Below are 19,133 nucleotides of genomic sequence, written 5' to 3'. Positions count from 1 at the left end.
ACCATGCCCTCATCACCAACAGTGCGCGCCAGTCTGCTTTTCGTCCTTGTGGCGGTGGTGTGCCTGTTTTTCGCGGATATCGCCATTACCACGGCCAATCCCTGGCGGGATCTGGGCCGGTTTTTCATGGGCATTGCCACCCCGGACTTTTTCAGCACCGAAGGCCTCTATATTGCCATTCTGCGCACGGTCGCTTTTGCCTTTACGGGCGTGGCTCTGGGCAGCATCAGTGGTTTTCTGCTGGCGCTGGTCTACCGCTTTCGGGTTGTGCGGCTGTTCTGCGCCTTCATCCGCTCCATTCACGAGCTTTTCTGGGCACTGATTTTTCTTCAGTTTTTTGGCTTCCACCCGCTCACTGGTGTGCTTGCCATTGCCATACCCTATGCCGGCATCTTCGCCAAGGTGTACTCAGAGATACTGGACGAGGCAGATCCCGAGCCCAGAAAACTGCTGCCCTTCGGGACCGGCGTCATCTCCACTTTTCTGTACGCCAGAGTCCCGGATTGCTGGGAGCAGATCCGTACCTACACAGCTTACCGCCTTGAGTGCGGACTGCGCTCCAGTGCCATTCTGGGCTTTGTGGGCCTGCCAACCATCGGCTTTTACCTCGAGGCCTCTTTTTCCCAGGGCCAGTACTCGGAAGCCGGTGCCCTGCTTATCCTTTTCTACGTCCTGATTGCCACCATCCCCTGGTGGGTCAGACCAAAGCTGCTGCCATTCTATATCGGGGCGGCGCCCTTCTTTCTGGGCGATGGGCTCCCGATTGTGTGGGGCAATGTTGCGCGCTTTTTTACCGAGGACATAGTGCCGGCGCCTATCCGGAACAACGAGGGTCTGGGTAGTCTGGCAAGCTGGTTCAGTGACCTCATGATCACCGAAGCCCTCCCGGGCATCTGGAACACACTTGTCCTGACCCAGATTGCCCTGGTCTTCACGGGGGTACTTGCGCTGCTGGCCTTCCCGCTTATCTCAACCCATTTTGGTGGTCCAGTCAGGCGCACCACAGGCCATGTGTTTCTCGTTATCGCCCGGTCAACCCCGGAGTATATTCTGGCCTACATACTTCTGCAGCTCTGGGGGCCCTCCATGCTCCCCGCTGCGGTGGCGCTGGCGCTCCATAACGGAGGCATCATCGGACATCTGATTGGCCGTCAGAGCAGCGGCATCCGATTACGCACCGACGCTTCTTCCGGGATCAATCGCTACGCATTTGAGCTGGTGCCCAGGGTTTACCGCTCTTTTCTCGCATTTCTGTTTTATCGGTGGGAAATCATCATGCGGGAGACCGCAATACTCGGCATTCTGGGCATTGCGACTCTTGGCTTCTATGTGGATAGCGCCATCCAGAGCATCCGGTTCGACAGGGCGATGGTACTGATTCTGATCACTGCCCTGCTCAATATCGGCATTGATGCCCTTTCCCGCTACATCCGTCGGCGTCTTGCATTACAGACCATGCCAACCTGCTAGCCAGATCACGGTAACAAACTGTTACACACTCTATACTATTCCCGAATAGACCAGGCTAAAGGAAGAGAAGGGAATGAGCGGGATTGTTATCGTCACGGGATTGATGCTTGCAGGGCTGCTGACGCTGCTTGCGGTGAGAGTTCTGTCCCTGTCCAGCGGATCCCTCGCCCTGGCAGGGGAAGCACTGTCGGATACGAACCCTGGTCCATCCGTCTCGCCGGCGCCGCGGACCGGGTTGCATCGCACGGGTACCCCCGGGACCCTGAGCGGCCGCCCCGAGCTGCTTGCACGGCTTCATATTCTGTTCAGCCTGCAGGAACGGGACACAAGGGATCAGGGGCTGGATATCAGAGGTTCACGCCGGGAAGTCCGGGAATATGCGATTGCCTGGTTTTACGGTGCGGCCTGTGCTCTCGCTGCGCCCGGACAGCGCCACACGGAAGAGCTTGTGGATACCATGGCGTCACTGATGGCCAGGAAGCTTGAGATGACTGAGATGTCCACCCTGCAGGCGATCACCACATTGACGGACTGCAGCACGAGGCTTGCGTGTTTTCGCAGCGGACTGGAAGGCGCGGAAAGCTGGCTGGAAAGACGTTATGTCCCATCTCCCCATTCCCTTTACACAGTGATAACCAGCAACGCCCTTGTCTGATTCACGGGCAGGCGCTTTCTGCGGTGGGTGGAAGGGTCAGGCCCGGGCAGCTGCGTCACCATCACTGGCGAGCAGCGTCCAGTCACGGCCCAGAGGCTGTATTTCGGCAGCTTCTTCGCTACCAGCGGGAATTCCCATCAGTTCCGGCCTGTCAAAGCTGCCATCCTCAAGACGAGTCATGCTTTCAACATTGACGGACCGAACCTGCCAGACCCTGCCATCAGCCTGAACCTTTGAGCGGTGAGTCAGGCCGAAAATGAAGCGGCAATAATCAAGCTTGAGCTGCAGGAGATCCTGCTCGGCCCGGTTAATCTTCCGTATCAATACCTGTTGAACACTATCGGCATACTGCATGCTGTCTTCCGTGAAGGTTGTCTATCAGTGTCCGGTGATTTTACACCCTTGAGAGAGAGTGTCATCCTTTTGCCGGAGCTGTGAAAACGAGCTTTTCCGGCGAACCATCCAGCGGCACCAGTTCGCTGCCCTGATGAAAATCCACCCGCCAGGTCATCATCGGGTCCACTGCGCACAGAGGAACCGTAAAACTTCCGGTCCAGCCGCTGTCCGGCCCATTTCGCACAAGGGGAATCGGATATTCGCCGAGGTACATGGACTCGCCACGCAGAACCGCCGTCATCCTCCTGCTGGTTGGCGGGCCCTGGAGCCTCAGTTGCAGGCGGTCATCAACGCCGGTGGTGGTCAGCGAAGCCACCCACTGGTCGCCGGCCCATTGCCACTCACAGTAACCAGCCAACAGGTCGCAGGCCTGACTCCCGGATGATGACTCGTTGGTGCCGCTGTCCGACATGAGCCAACGCGGTCCCAGCACGGCCCCTGCCAGCAAGCCGGTAATCAGCAGAACCACGGCGATTGCCCTGAAATACATAATGAAAATCCCGGTTTTAACCTGACTGAACGCCTCTGGCGCAGAACAGGCATTATGCCGCGGCGACAACATGAAACAAAGCTTTCGCGCCGATGCACTGGCCCGGACACTACAAACCCTGCGGTCATGCGTATAATACGGGCTTTCGAAAATCCGCTCTTCGTCAATGGGATAACACCGTGCAACCGGACATTTCCGTACAGAATGTCAGCAAGACCTACTCAGGTGGTTTTCACGCCCTGAAGAATATCAGTCTCGATATCCAGCCAGGCGAGATCTTTGCCCTTCTTGGCCCCAACGGCGCGGGCAAAACAACCCTCATCAGCATGATCTGCGGCATTGTGAATGTCAGTGAAGGCCGGATTCTGGCTGCGGGGCACGACGTGGTCAGAAACTACCGGGAGGCCCGCAAAAAGATAGGACTGGTTCCCCAGGAGCTCAGTACCGATGCCTTTGAAACCGTCTGGAACACTGTGTGTTTCAGTCGTGGCCTGTTCGGCAGGCCCCCTGCTCCGGATCATCTGGAAAAAATTCTGCGGGATCTTTCGCTCTGGGACAAAAGACACAGCCGCATCATGACGCTGTCGGGAGGAATGAAGCGCCGGGTGATGATTGCCAAGGCGCTTTCCCACGAACCCGGCATTCTGTTTCTTGACGAACCAACCGCGGGGGTGGATGTAGAGCTGCGCCGGGACATGTGGGAAATGGTCCGCAAGCTCCGGGAAACCGGTGTCACCATCATACTGACCACTCATTACATCGAAGAGGCCGAAGAGATGGCTGATCGTATCGGCGTGATACGCAACGGCGAAATCATTCTGGTTGAAGAAAAAGACCGGTTAATGGCGAAACTGGGGAAGAAAGAACTGCGCCTGCATCTGAATAACCCCCTGGACTTCATCCCCGGCAGCCTGGCAAACGAGCCCATTGAGCTCTCGAAGGACGGCTATGAACTGGTGTACACCTTCGATGCGCAGCAGGAACAGGCAGGCGTGGCCCGGCTGTTGCGGCGACTGGTGGAACAGGGCATTGAATTTCGCGACCTGCAGACGCGGGAAAGCTCACTGGAGGACATTTTTGTAGGCCTTGTTCACGAGGACGCACCATGAACATTTACGGCATCCGCGCAATCTACAAATTTGAAATGGCCCGCATGTGGCGAACTCTCATGCAGAGCATCGCCTCTCCAGTGATTTCCACATCCCTGTATTTCGTGGTGTTTGGCTCCGCCATCGGCTCCCGCATGGGAGACATTGACGGCATCAGTTATGGTGCTTTCATTATTCCCGGGCTGGTCATGCTTACACTGCTGATGCAGAGCATTTCCAATGCGTCCTTCGGCATCTACATGCCCAGGTTCTCGGGCACCATATATGAAGTGCTGTCCGCACCCGTGTCCTATGTGGAGGTCGTCATTGGCTATGTGGGTGCGGCGGCGACCAAATCGATTCTGCTCGGCATCATCATACTGATCACGGCCAGGCTGTTTGTCTCCTACGAAATCCTGCACCCCTTCTGGATGTTCGCCTTCCTGGTGCTCACCTCCATTACATTCAGCCTGTTCGGCTTCATCATTGGCATCTGGGCCGACGGTTTCGAAAAGCTGCAGATTGTTCCCCTGATGATCGTCACACCACTGGTGTTCCTGGGCGGAACCTTCTACTCCATCGACATGCTGCCGGAAATCTGGCAGACCATTACCCTCTTTAACCCGGTGGTTTACCTGATCAGCGGTTTCAGGTGGGCGTTTTATGGGGTGTCCGATATCCATGTGGGGGTCAGCGTGGGCATGATCATGCTTTTTCTGATTGCCTGCATGACGGCGATCTGGTGGATTTTCAAAACCGGTTACCGCCTCAGGACCTAGTTGATCCAGAATTGGGGAGCATGAGATGACAGAAAGGTCACAGGGGGGCGTCTGGCTTAAAGCGCTCAGCTGCATGGTCCTCGGCGCCCTGCTGGCCGGTCCGGTAGCGGCGACGTACAACACAGACGGCTCAAACCAGCACCAGGCCTGCCTGTTCAGTGACACCGGGGCAGTACCCATTACTGTTGAATTGGCTGTAACGAGCGAGGAAAAGCAGCAGGGCCTGATGGAGCGCACCAGCCTCGCCGAGGATGCGGGCATGCTGTTCGTCTATGACGAGCTACGCCCGCCATCCCACGCTTTCTGGATGTACAAAACCCTCATTCCTCTGGATATAGCCTTCATTGCTCCAGAGGGCACTATTCGCGCCATCCGCTCCATGGTGCCCTGTACCAGCGGACCGAACAGCTGCGCCAGCTATCCCGCCGGCGTCTCCTTCAACCGGGCGCTGGAAATGAATGCCGGATTTTTCGGGCGCAATGACATAGGGGTGGGAGACAGGTTCGCCAGGAAGGACCACCGGGACTGTCAGGGCTGACCTGTCATGATCGGCACTGCCCGCCAGGGCCCCTGAACTGATACTCAGGGGCCCTGGCGGGGCCAGTCTCTGCTTCCTACTGATACCGATCGTGCGCGAACACGAAGTCTTCTCCCGGAGCGTTCGCATGGCAGGCGATACAGCCCGCTTTCATGTTTTTACCAACCCGGCCAGCGAGTTTCATGTCTTTGGGATTGGTATCAATACTGCCGTCAGGCTTGTATTTGGCATAGAACCAGTTGTTGTTGTCCGGGTCATAGCCCTCGCGCTGGTACATGACGGTGACGGCCTGAAGGTATTCGTCCGGGCTGTCCCAGACCTTTTCTTTGGACAGCTCTTCCCCACCGTAATTACGCTTCACGATTACGGGACCGGTATTGCCCTCCACCTTGAATGATCGCTCAATGGTGTCGAGGAAGGCTCCATGAGGATGAACGCCCTCATAGGGCGCAGACATGGTGCGGTTCTCCCCGATGAGGTTGTGCTTTTCCAGCTGTTTCCAGAGCTTCTCTGCGTAGGCTATGTCCTTTTCCCCGCCAAAAGGGGCTTCAGCCACCGCTGAAAAGCTGGTAAAAATCAATCCGATTCCAATAGCACGAAAAAAAAATTTGCGCTTCATGGCTCGTCTCCCTTTGATTATGGTCCTGAAGATACAATTGGTACTTCGATCAACCAATACATAAAACCTAGCAGCAAGGGCGGGTATGTTGCCAGGTGGAATCAGCCCTTGTGGAATCTGTGACCTGGCTTATCGGGACAAACAACAGCCGGCATATGCCGAAGATGCACAGAAAGGCTACACTTGGGCTCTATCTGTCGCGGAGTCCTCCATGAGTCAGACATCTTCTTCTGCCGCCCCGTCGATTGTCATTATCGGCACCGGCTTTGGTGGCCTTGGCATGGCCATACAGCTGAAAAAAGCCGGGATTGAATCCTTCACTCTGCTGGAAAAAGCCAGCGGAGTCGGCGGCACCTGGCGTGACAATACCTATCCCGGCGCCGCCTGCGATGTACAGTCCCATCTTTACTCATACTCGTTTGAGCCAAAACATGACTGGTCGCGAAAGTTCGGACCCCAGCAGGAAATCCAGGGGTATATGGAAAGCTGCGTGGAGAAATATGGGCTTCGCCCTCACATCCATTTCAACAGGGAAGTCACAGAAGCCAGATTCGATACCCCTGAGAACCAGTGGATCATCTCCACCGCTGATGGCGAAACCCTGGCCGCCAATGTCCTGATTACCGCCACCGGCCAGCTCAATCAGCCCGCATGGCCCAGCTTCAAAGGGATGGAATCGTTCAGGGGCAAGGTCTTTCACTCTGCCCGCTGGGATCATGAGTACGATCTCGAGGGAAAATCCGTGGCCGTCATTGGAACCGGAGCCAGCGCCATCCAGTTTGTTCCGGAGATAATTTCAAAGGTGAAACGGCTGACCCTTTTCCAGCGCTCTGCCGCCTGGGTCATCCCCAAGCCGGACCGCGCTTTCAAACCATGGGAGCAATGGCTCTTTCAGCACCTGCCCTTCCACGACCGGGTCTATCGCAACCTGATTTACTGGAAGAATGAGAGTCGCGGACTGGCGTTTACCCGCTTCAATTTCCTGCTGGAAATCTTTGCCTGGCTGGCCAAACGGGAGGTCCGAAAAAAAGTGCGGGATCCGCTAAAACGTGAAAAGCTGATCCCCGATTACCAGATTGGCTGCAAACGGATACTCATTTCGAATGACTGGGCCCCGGCCATGGACCAGGATCACCTCCACATTGAAACCTCTGCTATAGAGCGCGTATCGGAAAATGGGATAGTCACGCGCGACGGTCAGGAACATGAGGTCGACACCATCATCTTTGGCACCGGCTTCCGGGCGACAGATTTCCTCTCACCCATGAAGATCATCGGCCGGAACGGCCAGGACCTCAACCAGGTCTGGCAGGAAGGCGCGGAAGCTTTCAAGGGCATCACCGTCTCCGGTTTTCCCAACCTCTTCATGTTGTATGGACCGAACACAAACCTGGCCCATAATTCGATTCTGTTCATGCTGGAATCCCAGTTTCGCTATGTCCTTTCCTGCGTGCAGACCCTGCGCAAACAGGGGCGCGGAGCTGCCATGGACGTCCTCCCGGATCGCCAGAAAACCTATGTGGGTGACATACAGTCCCGCCTGGAAGGCACCGTGTGGGATTCCGGATGTACCTCCTGGTATCGCAACGAGCACGGCAAGAATACGGCCAACTGGCCGGGGTTCACGTTTACCTATCGCAGATCCACACGCCACCTGGACCCCGAGGACTACGAGTTCTTCCGAGCAAAAGGTTAATTTGGCGTACCGGTAATTTCCGCCAGGTTGAATTCTGATCCTCCTGACTCAACCGACCGTAAATCCACAGGGTAATCGATAGGACAAACGGAGCCGGATATGAGCGCAGGAATGAAAAGAGCAGCGAAAATTACCCTGAGTGAGCTGAAGACACGGCAAAACAGCGATATTGACCTGCTCGAAATTGTGTCCCTGGAGGGGCGCTATTATCTTGGCAGGCTGCACTTTGGCGACGAGATCCGAATTTTAACGGACAAGGCCGGAGCGCCGCTTCTTTATTACGGCACCGCAGCCCTTCAGGAGGCACTGAGTGATTTTCCCGTCAAGCGCACTGAGGTGATGCCGCCTTCGGGTTATGACGAGATGGTGGGGCTGTCCGATGAAGGAGAGCCCTTCATGAGGGTTCCCGTACAGGGCCACTAGAGCCAGGCCTGGGCCTCGCCTCAGCGGTTGGTCAGCTTAAGCTCAATACGCCGGTTTTTCCTGAGCGCCTCTTCAGTCATGCCCTCGGCCACCGGGTAAAACTCGCCGAAACCTGCTGCCGCCATGCGGTCCTGGGGCACGCCCTCCTGGGCCAGGTAGCGCACCACCGCCACAGCTCTTGCGGTGGAAAGCTCCCAGTTGGATGGAAATGCCGGCGTATTGATGGGAATCCGGTCTGTATGCCCGTCAATGCGCAGGATCCAGTCAATGTCATCTGGAATGGCTTCCGCTACGTTCAGCAGCACGTCCGCCAGCTTGTCCAGTTCTTCCATGCCGGTGAGGCCCAGACGCGCCGACCCGGAAGCGAAAAGCAGCTCTGACGGAAGCAGAAAGCGGTCACCAACCACCCGGATATTCTCGTTGTCTTCCAGAATTTCCCGCAGACGCCCGAAAAACTCGGACTGGTAGCGCTCAAGCCGGTCGACCCTTTCCGCCAGCAGAGTGTTCAGGCGCTGGCCGACTTTCGCAAGTTCAGCCTCTTTCTCCTCTGTCAGGTCTTCCTGCAGCCTGAGTGCCGCGGCGATTTTGCCCAGTTGGTTCTGCAGCGCCGCGATCTGATCGGATAGCCGCTGGATAAGGGCTCTCTGGGAAGCGCTCAGCAGTTCCTCGTCCTCCAGTTCCCGCCGGGTTTCCTCCACCGCCGACTCCATGTCCTCTATGCGCATGGCCTGGGCCTGGAGATCGTACTGCCGGGCAAGGAGGAGCTCTTCCTGTTCGTCCAGATCCTCTTTCAGCTCTTCATTTACCGCAATGCTCGCCCCCAGGCTGTTCTGAACGGACACCATGGCATCCTCCAGGGCGGCGGTTTTCTGCTCTTCCAGCCCAAGTAGCGTGGATATCTCGCTGAGCCGGTCATTGAGCCGCGCAAGTTCCGTGTTTCTGTCAGACAGTGTCTGGGAGAGGTACAGCTGACTGACGACGTATACCAGCAGCATAAAGATGACCAGCATCAGCAGTGCGGACAGGGCATCTACATACCCCGGCCAGACATTGATACTGCTTTTGGTCCTTCGCCTTGAACCAATCATGACAAGGCCTTTTTGATGCCCGGGGTCAGACTAACCATAATTTCAGTCCCTGTCCGCGAGCTGGTCTTTAAGGCGCTGGTTTTCAGCCCGCAGGTTATCCATGGCAGCCTCGCCCTCCTGCGCCGGCCCGGCCACGGTGTCGACCAGGTTGGTTACGCCTGTCAGCCATTCCTCCAGGCCATCGTAGAAGCGGTTCTGCGCCTGGCCTGCCTGAATATCCAGAAAGCCCAGAATCAGAGAGCCACCAAGACCAAGAAGCGACGAACTGAAAGCGGTGCCCATGCCCTCCAGAGGTGTGAGCAGACCCGCCTGCAGCTCCGCAAAAACAGCGCCGAAATCCCCCTGCCCCATATCCAGACCGGCGATCACGCCCCCCACAGCATTGATTGTACCCAGCAGACCCCAGAAAGTGCCGAGCAGCCCCAGGAAAACCAGCAGGCTGATGAAATACCGTGTGATCTCCCGCTGCTCGTCCATGCGGCTGTGAATACCATCAAGAACCGTGCGCAGGGACAGCGTGGACAGCGAAAACTGGTCCCGCTTGTAATCGTCTCCGAGCTGTCTTGCCAGTGGCTTCAGGAGCCGGGGCTCCTGAAGCACTGAAAGGCCTGCATGGCCCGTCCTGAACTGGGATATCCAGCGCAACTCGGGAAAAAGCACAAAGACCTGCCGGTAGCACAGCACAATGCCGATCAGCAGCACGCAGACAATCAGCAGATTGAAAACCCAGTTGGCCATAAAGGCCGTGGCCAGTGGCGCGTGGATCAGCGCACTGACAACCAGCACGACACCAAGAAAAAGGGTCATCCAGAAGAGGGTGTGTTTGGGATTACTCATCGATATCACCGGTTTTTTTCAGGATTCAGGATAAAAGCCTGGCACACTTCCAGAGTAGTAGCGTGCGGTTTCAAACAATAGGGTGCAGTAGTTCCGGAGCACGAAATTGCAATATTGCGTCCAGGGGAGATCAGACCGTCAATCCGGGCCAGAAGTTCCATAACATTTTCGCCGGATCCCGGTTCAGGACGAGACATATCGAGTAACTTTGTGTGACAATTTAAAGATATACATTCAATCCGGGTTAACCGGTCCCTGTCAGATCGGGGAAAACCGGGCAGGAAGTACCCGCAAAGCCGATTTTGCTGACGGGCCATCGCAATGGATAGCGAGCAGATACCACTTATTCACGACACCGCCATTGTCGACCCTTCCGCCCGGCTCGCCGGCGGCGTCGTCATCGGTGCCTACGCCGTTATCGGTGCTGGCGTGGATATTCAGCCCGGAACCACCGTCGGCCCCCACTCTGTCATCTACGGACCCACCCGGCTGGGCCGCAACAACCGGATCCATCCCCATGTCTGCCTTGGCGGCGCACCCCAGGACCTCGGCTACCTTGAGGAAAGCACGCGCCTGGAAATAGGCGACGGCAATACCATCCGCGAATTTGTAACCATACACAGAGGCACCCCGAAAGACCGGGCGCTGACCACCATAGGCAATGACAACCTGTTGATGGCCTACGCCCATGTCGGCCATGACTGCGTGCTGGGCAACAATATCGTCATGGCCAATGGCGCGACCCTGGCGGGCCATGTGTCCGTCGGCGACAGAGCCAACATCGCCGGCCTGGTGGCGGTGCATCAGTTTGCCCGTATCGGTCAGATTGCGATGGTGGGAGGTGGCAGCATTGTGGTCAAGGATATTCCCCCGTTCATGCTTGCCGCGGGCAACACCGCCCGGCTTTACGGTCTCAACCACCGGGGCCTGAAACGTGCCGGCCTGGATGCAGCCGGTCTGGCTGCCCTGAAGTCTGCCTATCGCACGCTCTACCGTTCCGGTCTGGGCCTGAAGCACGCCATTCGCGAGCTTGAAAGTCAGTCGCTCACACCGGAAGTCCAGCAACTGCTGGACTTCCTGAAGCAGTCAAAAAGAGGGTTAAGCCGATGAAACAGCTGAAGGCTGCAGTAGTAGGTGTTGGACATCTGGGCAAGTTCCACGCCCGGAAATACGCTGCCCTGGACAAGACCAGTCTGGAATTTGTTGTGGATGCGGACAACGAACGGGCCCGCGCCATTGCAAAGGAAAACGGGGCCCGCGTGTGCAACAGTCATCTGGAACTGACAGGAAAGGTGGATATTGCCAGCGTTGTGGTCCCCACCTCTCACCACTACCAGGTGGTGCGCGACCTTCTTGAGGCAAAAATACACGTGCTGGTGGAAAAACCGATTACCACCACGCCGGGGGAAGCGCGGGACCTCATACGAATCGCCCGGAACAAGGGATGCCTGCTGCAGGTCGGTCACCTGGAGAGATTCAATCCGGTCATGCAGGCCCTGGCGAGCCGGATCGAAACACCCATGTTCATCGAATCCCATCGCATCGCACCTTTCAAGCCACGAGCGCTGGATGTGGATGTAGTGCTTGATCTGATGATTCACGATATCGATCTCATTCTTGATCTGGTGAAATCCCCCGTCGAACGTCTCGATGCCAGCGGCAGCCGCGTTCTGTCCCAGGCGACCGATATTGCCAACGCCCGGATCCAGTTTGCCAATGGCTGCGTTGCCAATGTGACGGCAAGCCGGATCAGCCTCAAGCAGGAACGTCGCATGCGGCTGTTCCAGAGTAACGCCTATTTTTCCGCCGACCTTGCAGGCCACCGGCTGGAAATCCGCCGCAAATCGGACCGCGAGATGTTTCCCGGCATTCCGGATATCGACAGCGAAATTCCAGAGCTTGAGCCGGTGGATGCCCTTGAGAGCGAAATACGTGCCTTCGCAACCAGCGTTCTTGCGGGCCTTCCTCCCGCTGTCAGTGGCGAAGACGGCCTGCGGGCGCTGGAAATGGCCACAGCCGTGATTGCCCAGGTAGGCAGGACAACGCCGCCAGCCGGACCGGACGAACATCAACCTCACCTGATCTGGAGAAAGCACGGATGATTCCAATGGTGGACATTGCCGCTGGCCACGAATCCCTGCAGGCAGACATTGAAAACGCAGTGAGTGATGTTGTGCGGTCCGGCTCGTTCATCGGCGGACCCAATGTCCGGGCCTTCGAGAAAGAAGTGGCTGATTTTCTGGGCGTAAACCATGCCATAAGCTGCGCCTCGGGAACCGACGCGCTTCACCTGGCACTGCTGGCTGCGGGGGTTGGCCCGGCAGATGAGGTGATCACCACACCCTTCACCTTCTTTGCCACCATCGAGGCCATCCGGTATGTGGGGGCCAGGCCGGTATTCGTGGACATTGATCCCCGGACATTCAATCTCGACGTGAAAAGAGTTGAAGCGGCGATAACGCCGGCGACCAGGGCCATTCTGCCCGTTCATATATTTGGCCAGCCAGTGACCATGGAGCCCCTGACCCGACTGGCGAGAACCCATGATCTGCAGCTGATTGAAGACTGTGCCCAGTCCTTTGGCGCGCGACGGGGGCCCGGGTTTACCGGCACCCTGGGAAATGCGGGCTGCTTCAGTTTTTTTCCCACCAAGAACCTTGGCGCCTGTGGCGATGGAGGCATGATAACCACAAACTCGGCGGCAATGGCAGAGAAGCTCCAGCCCCTGTGCAATCATGGGAGCTCAAAGCGGAATCACCACAGCCAGATTGGATACAACAGCCGTCTGGACGAAATGCAGGCAGCCATTCTTCGTATCAAGCTCCGCCGCGTCAATGAAGCGAATGCGGCAAGGGCAAGAGTGGCGGAATGGTATCGGGCGGGTCTGAGCGGGCTGCCCGGCGTCGAGACGCCATTTGTCGACCCGCAGGGAGATCACGTCTACCACCAGTTTACCCTGCTGGTTCCGGAGGCTCTCCGGGAAAACCTGATAAAAAGCCTCGCCCAGGCAGGCGTTTCGACGGCAATTCATTATGCCCTCCCCGCCTACAGGCAACCCGCCCTGGGCATGGGGTATCAGGATGTCTACCTGCCCGTGGTGGAATCAGTCACCCGGCGCTGTCTATCACTGCCAATGTACCCCGAACTGGAACAGAACAAGGTGGACACTATTGTTGAGGCTGTGCGCCGGAGCCTTTGAGCTACGCTGCTGTTTTTCCGGCGTCCCCATAGCCGACATTCGACCTTCCGACCGGGTCGGGAGTTCCTGGACATTCCCGTTTTTACTGGAGGCCGCCATGACTTCCTACGAAGAAATTTTCGACGAGAGCTACGAGCGGGTCGTTCGGGAAACGCGGGGCGACGTCGACTTTTTCGAAGCATTTTACGAGCGATTTCTCGACGCAGATCCGGCAGTACGGGAAAAGTTCAGATGGACGGACATGACAGACCAGCGAAGAATACTGAAAAAGTCCTTCTACAGCCTGGTGGTCTTTTACGTCAGCGGGACCCCCGACCTGCCGCTTGAAAACATCGCCCGCTCCCACAGCGCCCGTGGTCTTGATATCAGGCCGGAGTTGTATGACCTCTGGCTGGAGTGCCTCGTGGACACCGTCCGGGAATATGACCCGCAAGCCGACGATGAGATTGAGCTGGCATGGCGCCTGGTGCTGAGCTCCGGAATAACCTACATGAAGTTCCAATACAATCGCTGCTGAACTGAACTGAACTGAAGTGCAGTTGCCAAAGGCTATAAAGGCTCGTCCGTCAGAAACCGCGAGATGCTGCCAAGAATCTCCTGGCCCTCGTCGCTGGCCATCACCTGGGCCAGTTCGCGATTGAAACTTGCCATCAACTCATCGGCCCTCTCCAGCCCTTTGGGAATGAGCAGATGATGGGTTACGTTCTCTTCCATCACCGTGAGCACCGGGAAATCCGGTGATTCGCCGAAGGTCTCTTCAATAATGTACCGCCCGGTCGCCTGATTGATCGGGATCATATCAACACGCCCCCTGGCCATCATCCGGAAACAGGACTGCATGGAGCTGGGCCTGATCCACTCAAAAAAATCGAATATCAGGTAGGGGCGCACATCCTCGTTCAGGGCATAGCCGTTTGGCCGGCAGAGGGTAACCGGCTTTTCCAGGGTTCCGGCCCGGAACCCTGCACCCGCAACCTGGGAAGCGAAAAAGCTCAGATTTACTTCAAACATCCCATCAGAATACAGAAACTCTTCTTCACGCTCCGGGGTACGGACATAGGGGAAAATGGCATCGAGCCTCAGGCCCCTCGCATCACGGATCAGACGATTCCAGGGCCTGTTTTCCAGTTCCACCGGTCGGCCCATGCGCTCAAAAACAAGCTTCACCAGCTGGGTTGCTATGCCACCGCCTTCCATGTCCCGGTCCGCGAAGGGTGGATAATCCGGCCCGGTTCCAAGCCTTATGCTGCCCTCTTCCGCAGCGGCACTGCCTGCAAAAAGCAGGATAAAACAGAAAATACATCCATACTGCCGAAATTCCATGGCGATTCCTTTGCCTGGTGACTATCTTTCGCGGGGTCCCAAGGGTTCCAAACCCGGTCTGATGTTAGTAGATTTTCACAAGAGATACATTACTCACGTTGTCCGGATCTTCGGGCGAAACCGGGGGAGCTTCCACGACCAGGCGCTCGAACCTGTCCAGATCTCTTGAAAATGCCTCATGGGCATCTGCGATCAGTTGGCGAATCTCCTCCGATACCTGGGGCTCCGGAATGATCCGCCTGTTCACAATGCCCATACCGATACGGACCAGAAAGTTATCGAGTCCTTCAAAAGCAGCGGATAAACTGAGCTGGCCCGGACCATTCAGGTCAGGCTGCACTAATGCCACCTGTGCACTCATGCCCTGCCCATTGTTCCCCTCGCAGGCCACTTTCAGAAAATCCGTAACCAGCTGATCGATGCGCTTTGGCAGGAAGCGGTTGATCAGGCCGGTTGGCACCATACCAAGTGCCCTGCCCCCTACTGTGACCCGGGGAGTTTGCCGGACCGCGGCATCGAATCTGGCCCCTGCAGTTTCGGGCAGGTATTGGATACGCGCCTGCATCCCGTGAACCCGGGCAATAACCCCCAGTATGTTCATCCGGATATCCATATCAGCTCTGAAACGGCGGCTGGTGTTGCCTTCGAGGGGCACTGCGTTCGGCACCGGCAGCCCATGGCGCACCGGAATAATCCGGCCATCCCCCACCAGCATGGACACTTCTGCCCGAAGGGTCTGGCTGTCCAGCCTCATCCGCAGCAGGCGGCCATTCCTGTCGCTGAGATCCAGCTGAACTTCCAGCAGTGAATCAATCCTTTCCAGATGGCCTGCCAGTGTGGGATACGCCTTTTCCAGACGTTCAGTATCAATGGTGAACGAGGCCTGGACTTCACGGTACGAGGCCGCGGGCAGAGGTTTGACAAAAAGGCTGTCGATCCGGCCGAGGCCCGCCATCAGGTGCCACATATCCGGAAAGGCGGCCCACAGGGGCGCAAGGGCCTCGATGTCGGAGGGAGAAAGGTCCGGGTTCATGGCACGTGCCCTCGCCCGGTAGTCGGCGGCCGCCCCGGAGACATCACCGCTGAATGCTCCGTCATCCCCTGACACCAGGCGCAGAGCCTCCTCGCTGGCCTCGAGTACGGAAGACCAGCTGACGTCGCCCACGCCAACCGCAAGTTCTCCTGTGAGAAGGTAATGGGTTGCAACTTTCGCCTCAATCCGACTGGCCCGCACACGGGCCGTGAGGTCACCAAGTTCGGGGGAGGCAGGACTGGCACTGGAGCTGAGGGGCCTGGGTCCCAGTCGATAGCGGCCGTTTTGGGCCTGCCCATATATCCGCAGCAGGCGTCCTCCGTCGTCTTCCTCTGGTAAAAGACCATGGAAGCGGTTCAGATCAAAAGCTTCCAACGAGTCCCAGAGGCCGTCGACAAAACGCCGGGTATCCTGGTCAAAATCCGTCCGGTTCATGATCAGGCGCTGAAGCGCCACATATTCCCGCAGTTGGGTCACGGCAAGCTCGCTGTCACCTGACCCCATCAGCTGGACTGGCGGCTGCCAGGCACGATCCAGCACCCCGGGCGGGACTGCCAGAGCCTGAGAAGAAAAAGCCCAGGCCAGCGCCAAAAGCCAGACTGACAATGTAAGCCTCATGCATCTCCCCAAAAATTGAACAGAAATCATCATCGATCAGAGAAAGAATCGGGTCATTATAGGCAAATGGCATCAGGGGGTTGCGTGGCGGAGCGCTCAAAGCAGAGAATGTTTGAGAAATGCGAGGTGGAGCACGCAAATGAAAGGAGTGAAAATGGCAACGGTGAAAATGAGAGGGATCACACAGCAGGCCGGCCAGAGCCGCACCATAGCATTGATCATTCTGGCAATGATCATAGCGCTGGGCGCCACATTCGCCCTCATGCAAAATGATCCAGCGACCCCAAGCGGCGGGACAACCGTTGTTGAGCCCACGCCGGAAGAACGTAGGGAAGCAGACGACTGAACTGGCTGAACTGAGAAGGGTCCCGATGCTGCTTTTCAGTGCAGGCTTTCCGCTTCTGCCAGTGTCTGTTTGATGCTGAGAAAGCGGTCCGGGGTCACGGCAATCGAGTCGACCCCGGCCTCAACCAGAAAGCGCGCGAATTCCGGATAGTCGCCCGGCGCCTGGCCACAACATCCTACCGTCCGTCCGTGGCGATGAGCAGTGGTAATCAGATCTTCTATCGCCCGGCGCACGGCGCGGTGCCGCTCATCGAAGAGCCCGCTCAGGTGTTCGGCGTCCCGGTCCACACCAAGGATCAGCTGGGTGAGGTCATTACTGCCGATGGAAAACCCATCGAAATACTCACAGAACTCCTCCGCCAGAATGATCGCGGAAGGAAGCTCTGCCATCATGTGAATTTCAAGTCCTTTGTCACCGCGTTTCAGACCGTTTCGCGCCAATTCAGCGATGACCTTTTGCGCCTCCTCCGGAGTCCGGCAAAAAGGAATCATAATCATGATGTTATCCAGCCCCATCTCATTCCTTGCCTTGAGGATGGCCCCGCACTCGAGAGCAAAACCCTCGCGATAATGCTCGCTGTAGTAGCGGCTCGCGCCCCGCCATCCCAGCATCGGGTTGGACTCTTGCGGCTCAAAGCTCTCGCCGCCGATCAGATCGGCGTATTCATTGGTTTTAAGGTCACTCATCCGGACAATGACTGGCCTGGGATACTGCGAGGCTGCAATGGTTGCCGCGCCACAGGCCAGATTGTCGATAAAATACTGGGCTTTGGACTGCCACGGCGAGGTCAGTTCTTCAATGCTGTCCCGGCTGCCCGCGCCCTCCACCTCGTCAGGACGGGCAAGGGCCATGGGGTGAATGCCAATACTCGCGCTGATAATGAACTCCATCCGCGCCGGCCCAACACCATCAGCGGGCAGGCGCCACCACCTCAAGGCAGCTTCCGGCTCAGCAAGGCTGAGCATTACCGCCGTAGTGGTTTCGGGAATGTCCTCCGGGGCATGGCTGTGGCTCTCAAAATCCGCGACCCCTTCATACACAAAGCCCTGTGCGCCTTCTGAACAGCACACGGTAACCTGTCTGCCACTGCTGAGGGTCCGGGTTGCTGTGTCTGTGCCGACAACCACGGGCAAACCCAGTTCCCGCCCCACTATGGCTGCGTGGGAGGTGTGCCCGCCTTTGTCCGTGATCAGGGCGACGGCTTTTTTCATCAGGGGAACCCACTCCTGGTCGGTCATGGTTGTAACCAGAACACCCCCTTCCCTGAACTTGCCAGCCTGATGAATGGATTCCAGAACGCAGGCGTCTCCTGCGGCAATGCCGCTGCCGGCACCCCGGCCCGTTAGAAGAAGCTCGCCCCTGTTCCGGATAGACCAGGTTTTAAGGGATCCGACTTCCTGCTGCTGTTCCCCCGCCTTGCCGCGAATCCACAGGATGAACAGTTCGCCTGCAACATCGTCCCGAAACCAGTCCAGGGTGACCGGATGAGCGAAATGCTCCTCCATGGTAACCGCCCACTGGGCAAGGCAGCAGGCTTCCTGGTCTTTCAGCACCAGACCCGGATGCTCTTGTATTCCGGGTGAATCACCGCCGGAAAAAGACGCAGATTGCCGGATACCCGATCTCTTTTCGATGACGGGAACAGTCCGTGGTTTATTCAGTAACGGCTTGAATACCCGGTAGCTATCCGGACTTCCATTTCCGGCGGTTCGAGGGAAAACTGGAGACCTTCTGGCGGTGATGAGCACGGCGCGGGGAAAGCCGGTTTCCACGTCCACTGAAAACACCTCCCCGGCGCTGGCATGATCTGTTTTCAGTCCACGCGGCTTCGTCACGTTGATGGGCACGCCCTGGTCCAGCAAATCGGGCCCATTGTTCTGCCGGGAGCCAATAACCTCGGTAGTGAGGGCCTCGACATACAGAGCCCTGCAGGCATTCACCAGGTCTTCTCCACTCCGAATTACCCGAATCGCCAGGGGCCTGACATCGGCCGGAGCAGCATTGAATGCCAACGCCGTTTCCTCGCCGCAATCCGGCTCTGCCAGTTCTCCCCAGACATCCAGAACGGCGTTTTTCAGGTCCTCTGGAAAATCAGCCTCCCGAATCAGCCTGTCAATCTCCGACGCCGCTGAATCACGATCCCCCTGCTCATTGCCCAACTGGCTCACCAGAGTCTTCAGCCTGCTCCGGATCCCCGTTCTGTCCAGAAAATGGCCGAAGGCCTGAGCTGTAATAATGAATCCATTGGGCACAGGTATTTCAGGCAGGTGCCGCCTCGCATGCGCCACAAAGCGGGCATCCGGGCCGACATGATTTGCAGCCGCATCTGCGGCCGACCGGAGGCTGGTCACAAATTCCTGTTTCAGAGTCATGGTCAACCCCGCTTCATTGACAGAATGACGGCTTGTGCCCTGGCTGGTTCCCGCGACACGGATCGGTAGATCCCGGATCCGGGATTTTTACAGAGTGCCATATTTCGAAATCAACCTCACAGGCCACCCTGAAGAAGCTTCTTATTTGTTGGTTTAAACATGG

General features: G+C 57.3%; 20 protein-coding genes. 12 read left to right on the top strand and 8 right to left on the bottom strand.

The genetic code is table 11. The features are described 5' to 3' along the window. Positions 1-3 precede the first annotated feature (3 nt). Together LG327_RS13580 and LG327_RS13575 are read left to right on the top strand one after the other, a co-directional pair. Positions 4-1,470: a PhnE/PtxC family ABC transporter permease gene (locus tag LG327_RS13580; protein ID WP_404362614.1), complete on the top strand. Its 1,467-nt coding sequence runs from the start codon at positions 4-6 to the stop codon at positions 1,468-1,470. A 73-nt stretch (positions 1,471-1,543) separates the two neighbouring features. Further along, positions 1,544-2,125 (top strand): hypothetical protein, encoded by a 582-nt coding sequence (locus LG327_RS13575; RefSeq protein ID WP_404362612.1) that lies wholly within the window; start codon positions 1,544-1,546, stop codon positions 2,123-2,125. Between the two features lie 36 nt (positions 2,126-2,161). On the opposite strand, the gene LG327_RS13570 is transcribed toward LG327_RS13575, so the two are convergent. Further along, positions 2,162-2,479, bottom strand: a complete 318-nt coding sequence (locus LG327_RS13570; protein WP_404362611.1) for a hypothetical protein — start codon at positions 2,477-2,479, stop codon at positions 2,162-2,164. Between the two features lie 61 nt (positions 2,480-2,540). Next, the gene (locus tag LG327_RS13565; RefSeq protein ID WP_404362609.1) at positions 2,541-3,011 is read right to left on the bottom strand and encodes a hypothetical protein; all 471 of its coding nucleotides are present in this window, start codon (positions 3,009-3,011) and stop codon (positions 2,541-2,543) included. 179 nt (positions 3,012-3,190) lie between these two features. On the opposite strand from LG327_RS13565, the gene LG327_RS13560 reads away from it, so the two are divergent. Genes LG327_RS13560 through LG327_RS13550 form a run of 3 tightly spaced genes read left to right on the top strand, consistent with a single transcriptional unit; the run spans position 3,191 to position 5,416 of the window. Beyond that, entirely contained in the window at positions 3,191-4,120 is a 930-nt protein-coding gene (locus LG327_RS13560) for an ATP-binding cassette domain-containing protein (protein WP_404362607.1), read from the top strand. Beyond that, positions 4,117-4,878: an ABC transporter permease gene (locus LG327_RS13555; protein ID WP_404362605.1), complete on the top strand. Its 762-nt coding sequence runs from the start codon at positions 4,117-4,119 to the stop codon at positions 4,876-4,878. The genes LG327_RS13560 and LG327_RS13555 overlap by 4 nt, the downstream gene beginning before the upstream one ends. Before the next feature lie 25 nt (positions 4,879-4,903). Next, on the top strand, positions 4,904-5,416 hold the full coding sequence (locus LG327_RS13550) for a DUF192 domain-containing protein (RefSeq protein WP_404362603.1): 513 nt from the start codon (positions 4,904-4,906) through the stop codon (positions 5,414-5,416). A 76-nt stretch (positions 5,417-5,492) separates the two neighbouring features. Here LG327_RS13550 and LG327_RS13545 read toward each other — a convergent pair whose 3' ends face one another. Beyond that, positions 5,493-6,035: a cytochrome P460 family protein gene (locus tag LG327_RS13545; protein ID WP_404362601.1), complete on the bottom strand. Its 543-nt coding sequence runs from the start codon at positions 6,033-6,035 to the stop codon at positions 5,493-5,495. A gap of 211 nt (positions 6,036-6,246) precedes the next feature. Between LG327_RS13545 and LG327_RS13540 the strand changes: the two genes are divergently transcribed. Next, positions 6,247-7,731: a flavin-containing monooxygenase gene (locus LG327_RS13540; RefSeq protein WP_404362599.1), complete on the top strand. Its 1,485-nt coding sequence runs from the start codon at positions 6,247-6,249 to the stop codon at positions 7,729-7,731. Between the two features lie 99 nt (positions 7,732-7,830). Then, positions 7,831-8,154: a DUF6482 family protein gene (locus LG327_RS13535; protein WP_404362597.1), complete on the top strand. Its 324-nt coding sequence runs from the start codon at positions 7,831-7,833 to the stop codon at positions 8,152-8,154. Between the two features lie 20 nt (positions 8,155-8,174). On the opposite strand, the gene LG327_RS13530 is transcribed toward LG327_RS13535, so the two are convergent. After that, positions 8,175-9,242 carry a peptidoglycan -binding protein gene (locus LG327_RS13530; protein WP_404362595.1) on the bottom strand — a complete coding sequence of 356 codons (1,068 nt, stop codon included), beginning with the start codon at positions 9,240-9,242 and terminating at the stop codon, positions 8,175-8,177. A gap of 42 nt (positions 9,243-9,284) precedes the next feature. Beyond that, positions 9,285-10,079: a flagellar motor protein MotA gene (locus LG327_RS13525; protein WP_404362593.1), complete on the bottom strand. Its 795-nt coding sequence runs from the start codon at positions 10,077-10,079 to the stop codon at positions 9,285-9,287. Between the two features lie 321 nt (positions 10,080-10,400). Between LG327_RS13525 and lpxA the strand changes: the two genes are divergently transcribed. From lpxA to LG327_RS13505, 4 genes are all read left to right on the top strand, one after another. Next, positions 10,401-11,189, top strand: a complete 789-nt coding sequence (gene lpxA, locus LG327_RS13520) for an acyl-ACP--UDP-N-acetylglucosamine O-acyltransferase (RefSeq protein ID WP_404362592.1) — start codon at positions 10,401-10,403, stop codon at positions 11,187-11,189. Further along, entirely contained in the window at positions 11,186-12,181 is a 996-nt protein-coding gene (locus LG327_RS13515; RefSeq protein WP_404362591.1) for a Gfo/Idh/MocA family protein, read from the top strand. The genes lpxA and LG327_RS13515 overlap by 4 nt, the downstream gene beginning before the upstream one ends. Beyond that, the gene (locus LG327_RS13510; protein WP_404362589.1) at positions 12,178-13,278 is read left to right on the top strand and encodes a DegT/DnrJ/EryC1/StrS family aminotransferase; all 1,101 of its coding nucleotides are present in this window, start codon (positions 12,178-12,180) and stop codon (positions 13,276-13,278) included. Before LG327_RS13515 ends, LG327_RS13510 begins: the two co-directional genes overlap by 4 nt. Positions 13,279-13,375: 97 nt before the next feature. After that, a complete protein-coding gene (locus LG327_RS13505) occupies positions 13,376-13,795 on the top strand; it encodes a globin (RefSeq protein WP_404362587.1) in 420 nt (139 codons plus the stop codon). 32 nt (positions 13,796-13,827) lie between these two features. Here the strand turns inward: LG327_RS13505 and LG327_RS13500 are convergent, their stop codons facing one another. Together LG327_RS13500 and LG327_RS13495 are read right to left on the bottom strand one after the other, a co-directional pair. Continuing rightward, positions 13,828-14,601, bottom strand: a complete 774-nt coding sequence (locus LG327_RS13500) for a substrate-binding periplasmic protein (RefSeq protein WP_404362585.1) — start codon at positions 14,599-14,601, stop codon at positions 13,828-13,830. A gap of 64 nt (positions 14,602-14,665) precedes the next feature. Then, a complete protein-coding gene (locus tag LG327_RS13495; RefSeq protein ID WP_404362583.1) occupies positions 14,666-16,252 on the bottom strand; it encodes a hypothetical protein in 1,587 nt (528 codons plus the stop codon). 154 nt (positions 16,253-16,406) lie between these two features. Between LG327_RS13495 and LG327_RS13490 the strand changes: the two genes are divergently transcribed. Further along, positions 16,407-16,598, top strand: a complete 192-nt coding sequence (locus tag LG327_RS13490) for a hypothetical protein (protein ID WP_404362581.1) — start codon at positions 16,407-16,409, stop codon at positions 16,596-16,598. A 35-nt stretch (positions 16,599-16,633) separates the two neighbouring features. Here the strand turns inward: LG327_RS13490 and ppsA are convergent, their stop codons facing one another. Continuing rightward, entirely contained in the window at positions 16,634-18,970 is a 2,337-nt protein-coding gene (gene ppsA, locus LG327_RS13485; RefSeq protein ID WP_404362580.1) for a phosphoenolpyruvate synthase, read from the bottom strand. Positions 18,971-19,133: the final 163 nt, after the last annotated feature.

Source organism: Marinobacter sp. (assembly GCF_044799475.1).
Lineage (GTDB): Bacteria > Pseudomonadota > Gammaproteobacteria > Pseudomonadales > Oleiphilaceae > Marinobacter.
This window is presented reverse-complemented; position numbering and strand designations above follow the sequence as displayed.

Excerpts from the sequence above, each read along its gene's own strand:
- LG327_RS13545 (WP_404362601.1), bottom strand. The coding sequence starts at position 6,035 with ATGAAGCGCAAATTTTTTTTTCGTGCTATTGGAATCGGATTGATTTTT.
- LG327_RS13575 (WP_404362612.1), top strand. The coding sequence starts at position 1,544 with ATGAGCGGGATTGTTATCGTCACGGGATTGATGCTTGCAGGGCTGCTG.
- LG327_RS13565 (WP_404362609.1), bottom strand. The coding sequence starts at position 3,011 with ATGTATTTCAGGGCAATCGCCGTGGTTCTGCTGATTACCGGCTTGCTG.
- LG327_RS13510 (WP_404362589.1), top strand. The coding sequence starts at position 12,178 with ATGATTCCAATGGTGGACATTGCCGCTGGCCACGAATCCCTGCAGGCA.
- LG327_RS13525 (WP_404362593.1), bottom strand. The coding sequence starts at position 10,079 with ATGAGTAATCCCAAACACACCCTCTTCTGGATGACCCTTTTTCTTGGT.
- LG327_RS13580 (WP_404362614.1), top strand. The coding sequence starts at position 4 with ATGCCCTCATCACCAACAGTGCGCGCCAGTCTGCTTTTCGTCCTTGTG.
- ppsA (WP_404362580.1), bottom strand. The coding sequence starts at position 18,970 with ATGACTCTGAAACAGGAATTTGTGACCAGCCTCCGGTCGGCCGCAGAT.
- lpxA (WP_404362592.1), top strand. The coding sequence starts at position 10,401 with ATGGATAGCGAGCAGATACCACTTATTCACGACACCGCCATTGTCGAC.
- LG327_RS13495 (WP_404362583.1), bottom strand. The coding sequence starts at position 16,252 with ATGAGGCTTACATTGTCAGTCTGGCTTTTGGCGCTGGCCTGGGCTTTT.
- LG327_RS13540 (WP_404362599.1), top strand. The coding sequence starts at position 6,247 with ATGAGTCAGACATCTTCTTCTGCCGCCCCGTCGATTGTCATTATCGGC.
- LG327_RS13530 (WP_404362595.1), bottom strand. The coding sequence starts at position 9,242 with ATGATTGGTTCAAGGCGAAGGACCAAAAGCAGTATCAATGTCTGGCCG.
- LG327_RS13515 (WP_404362591.1), top strand. The coding sequence starts at position 11,186 with ATGAAACAGCTGAAGGCTGCAGTAGTAGGTGTTGGACATCTGGGCAAG.
- LG327_RS13555 (WP_404362605.1), top strand. The coding sequence starts at position 4,117 with ATGAACATTTACGGCATCCGCGCAATCTACAAATTTGAAATGGCCCGC.
- LG327_RS13500 (WP_404362585.1), bottom strand. The coding sequence starts at position 14,601 with ATGGAATTTCGGCAGTATGGATGTATTTTCTGTTTTATCCTGCTTTTT.
- LG327_RS13550 (WP_404362603.1), top strand. The coding sequence starts at position 4,904 with ATGACAGAAAGGTCACAGGGGGGCGTCTGGCTTAAAGCGCTCAGCTGC.
- LG327_RS13505 (WP_404362587.1), top strand. The coding sequence starts at position 13,376 with ATGACTTCCTACGAAGAAATTTTCGACGAGAGCTACGAGCGGGTCGTT.
- LG327_RS13570 (WP_404362611.1), bottom strand. The coding sequence starts at position 2,479 with ATGCAGTATGCCGATAGTGTTCAACAGGTATTGATACGGAAGATTAAC.
- LG327_RS13535 (WP_404362597.1), top strand. The coding sequence starts at position 7,831 with ATGAGCGCAGGAATGAAAAGAGCAGCGAAAATTACCCTGAGTGAGCTG.
- LG327_RS13490 (WP_404362581.1), top strand. The coding sequence starts at position 16,407 with ATGGCAACGGTGAAAATGAGAGGGATCACACAGCAGGCCGGCCAGAGC.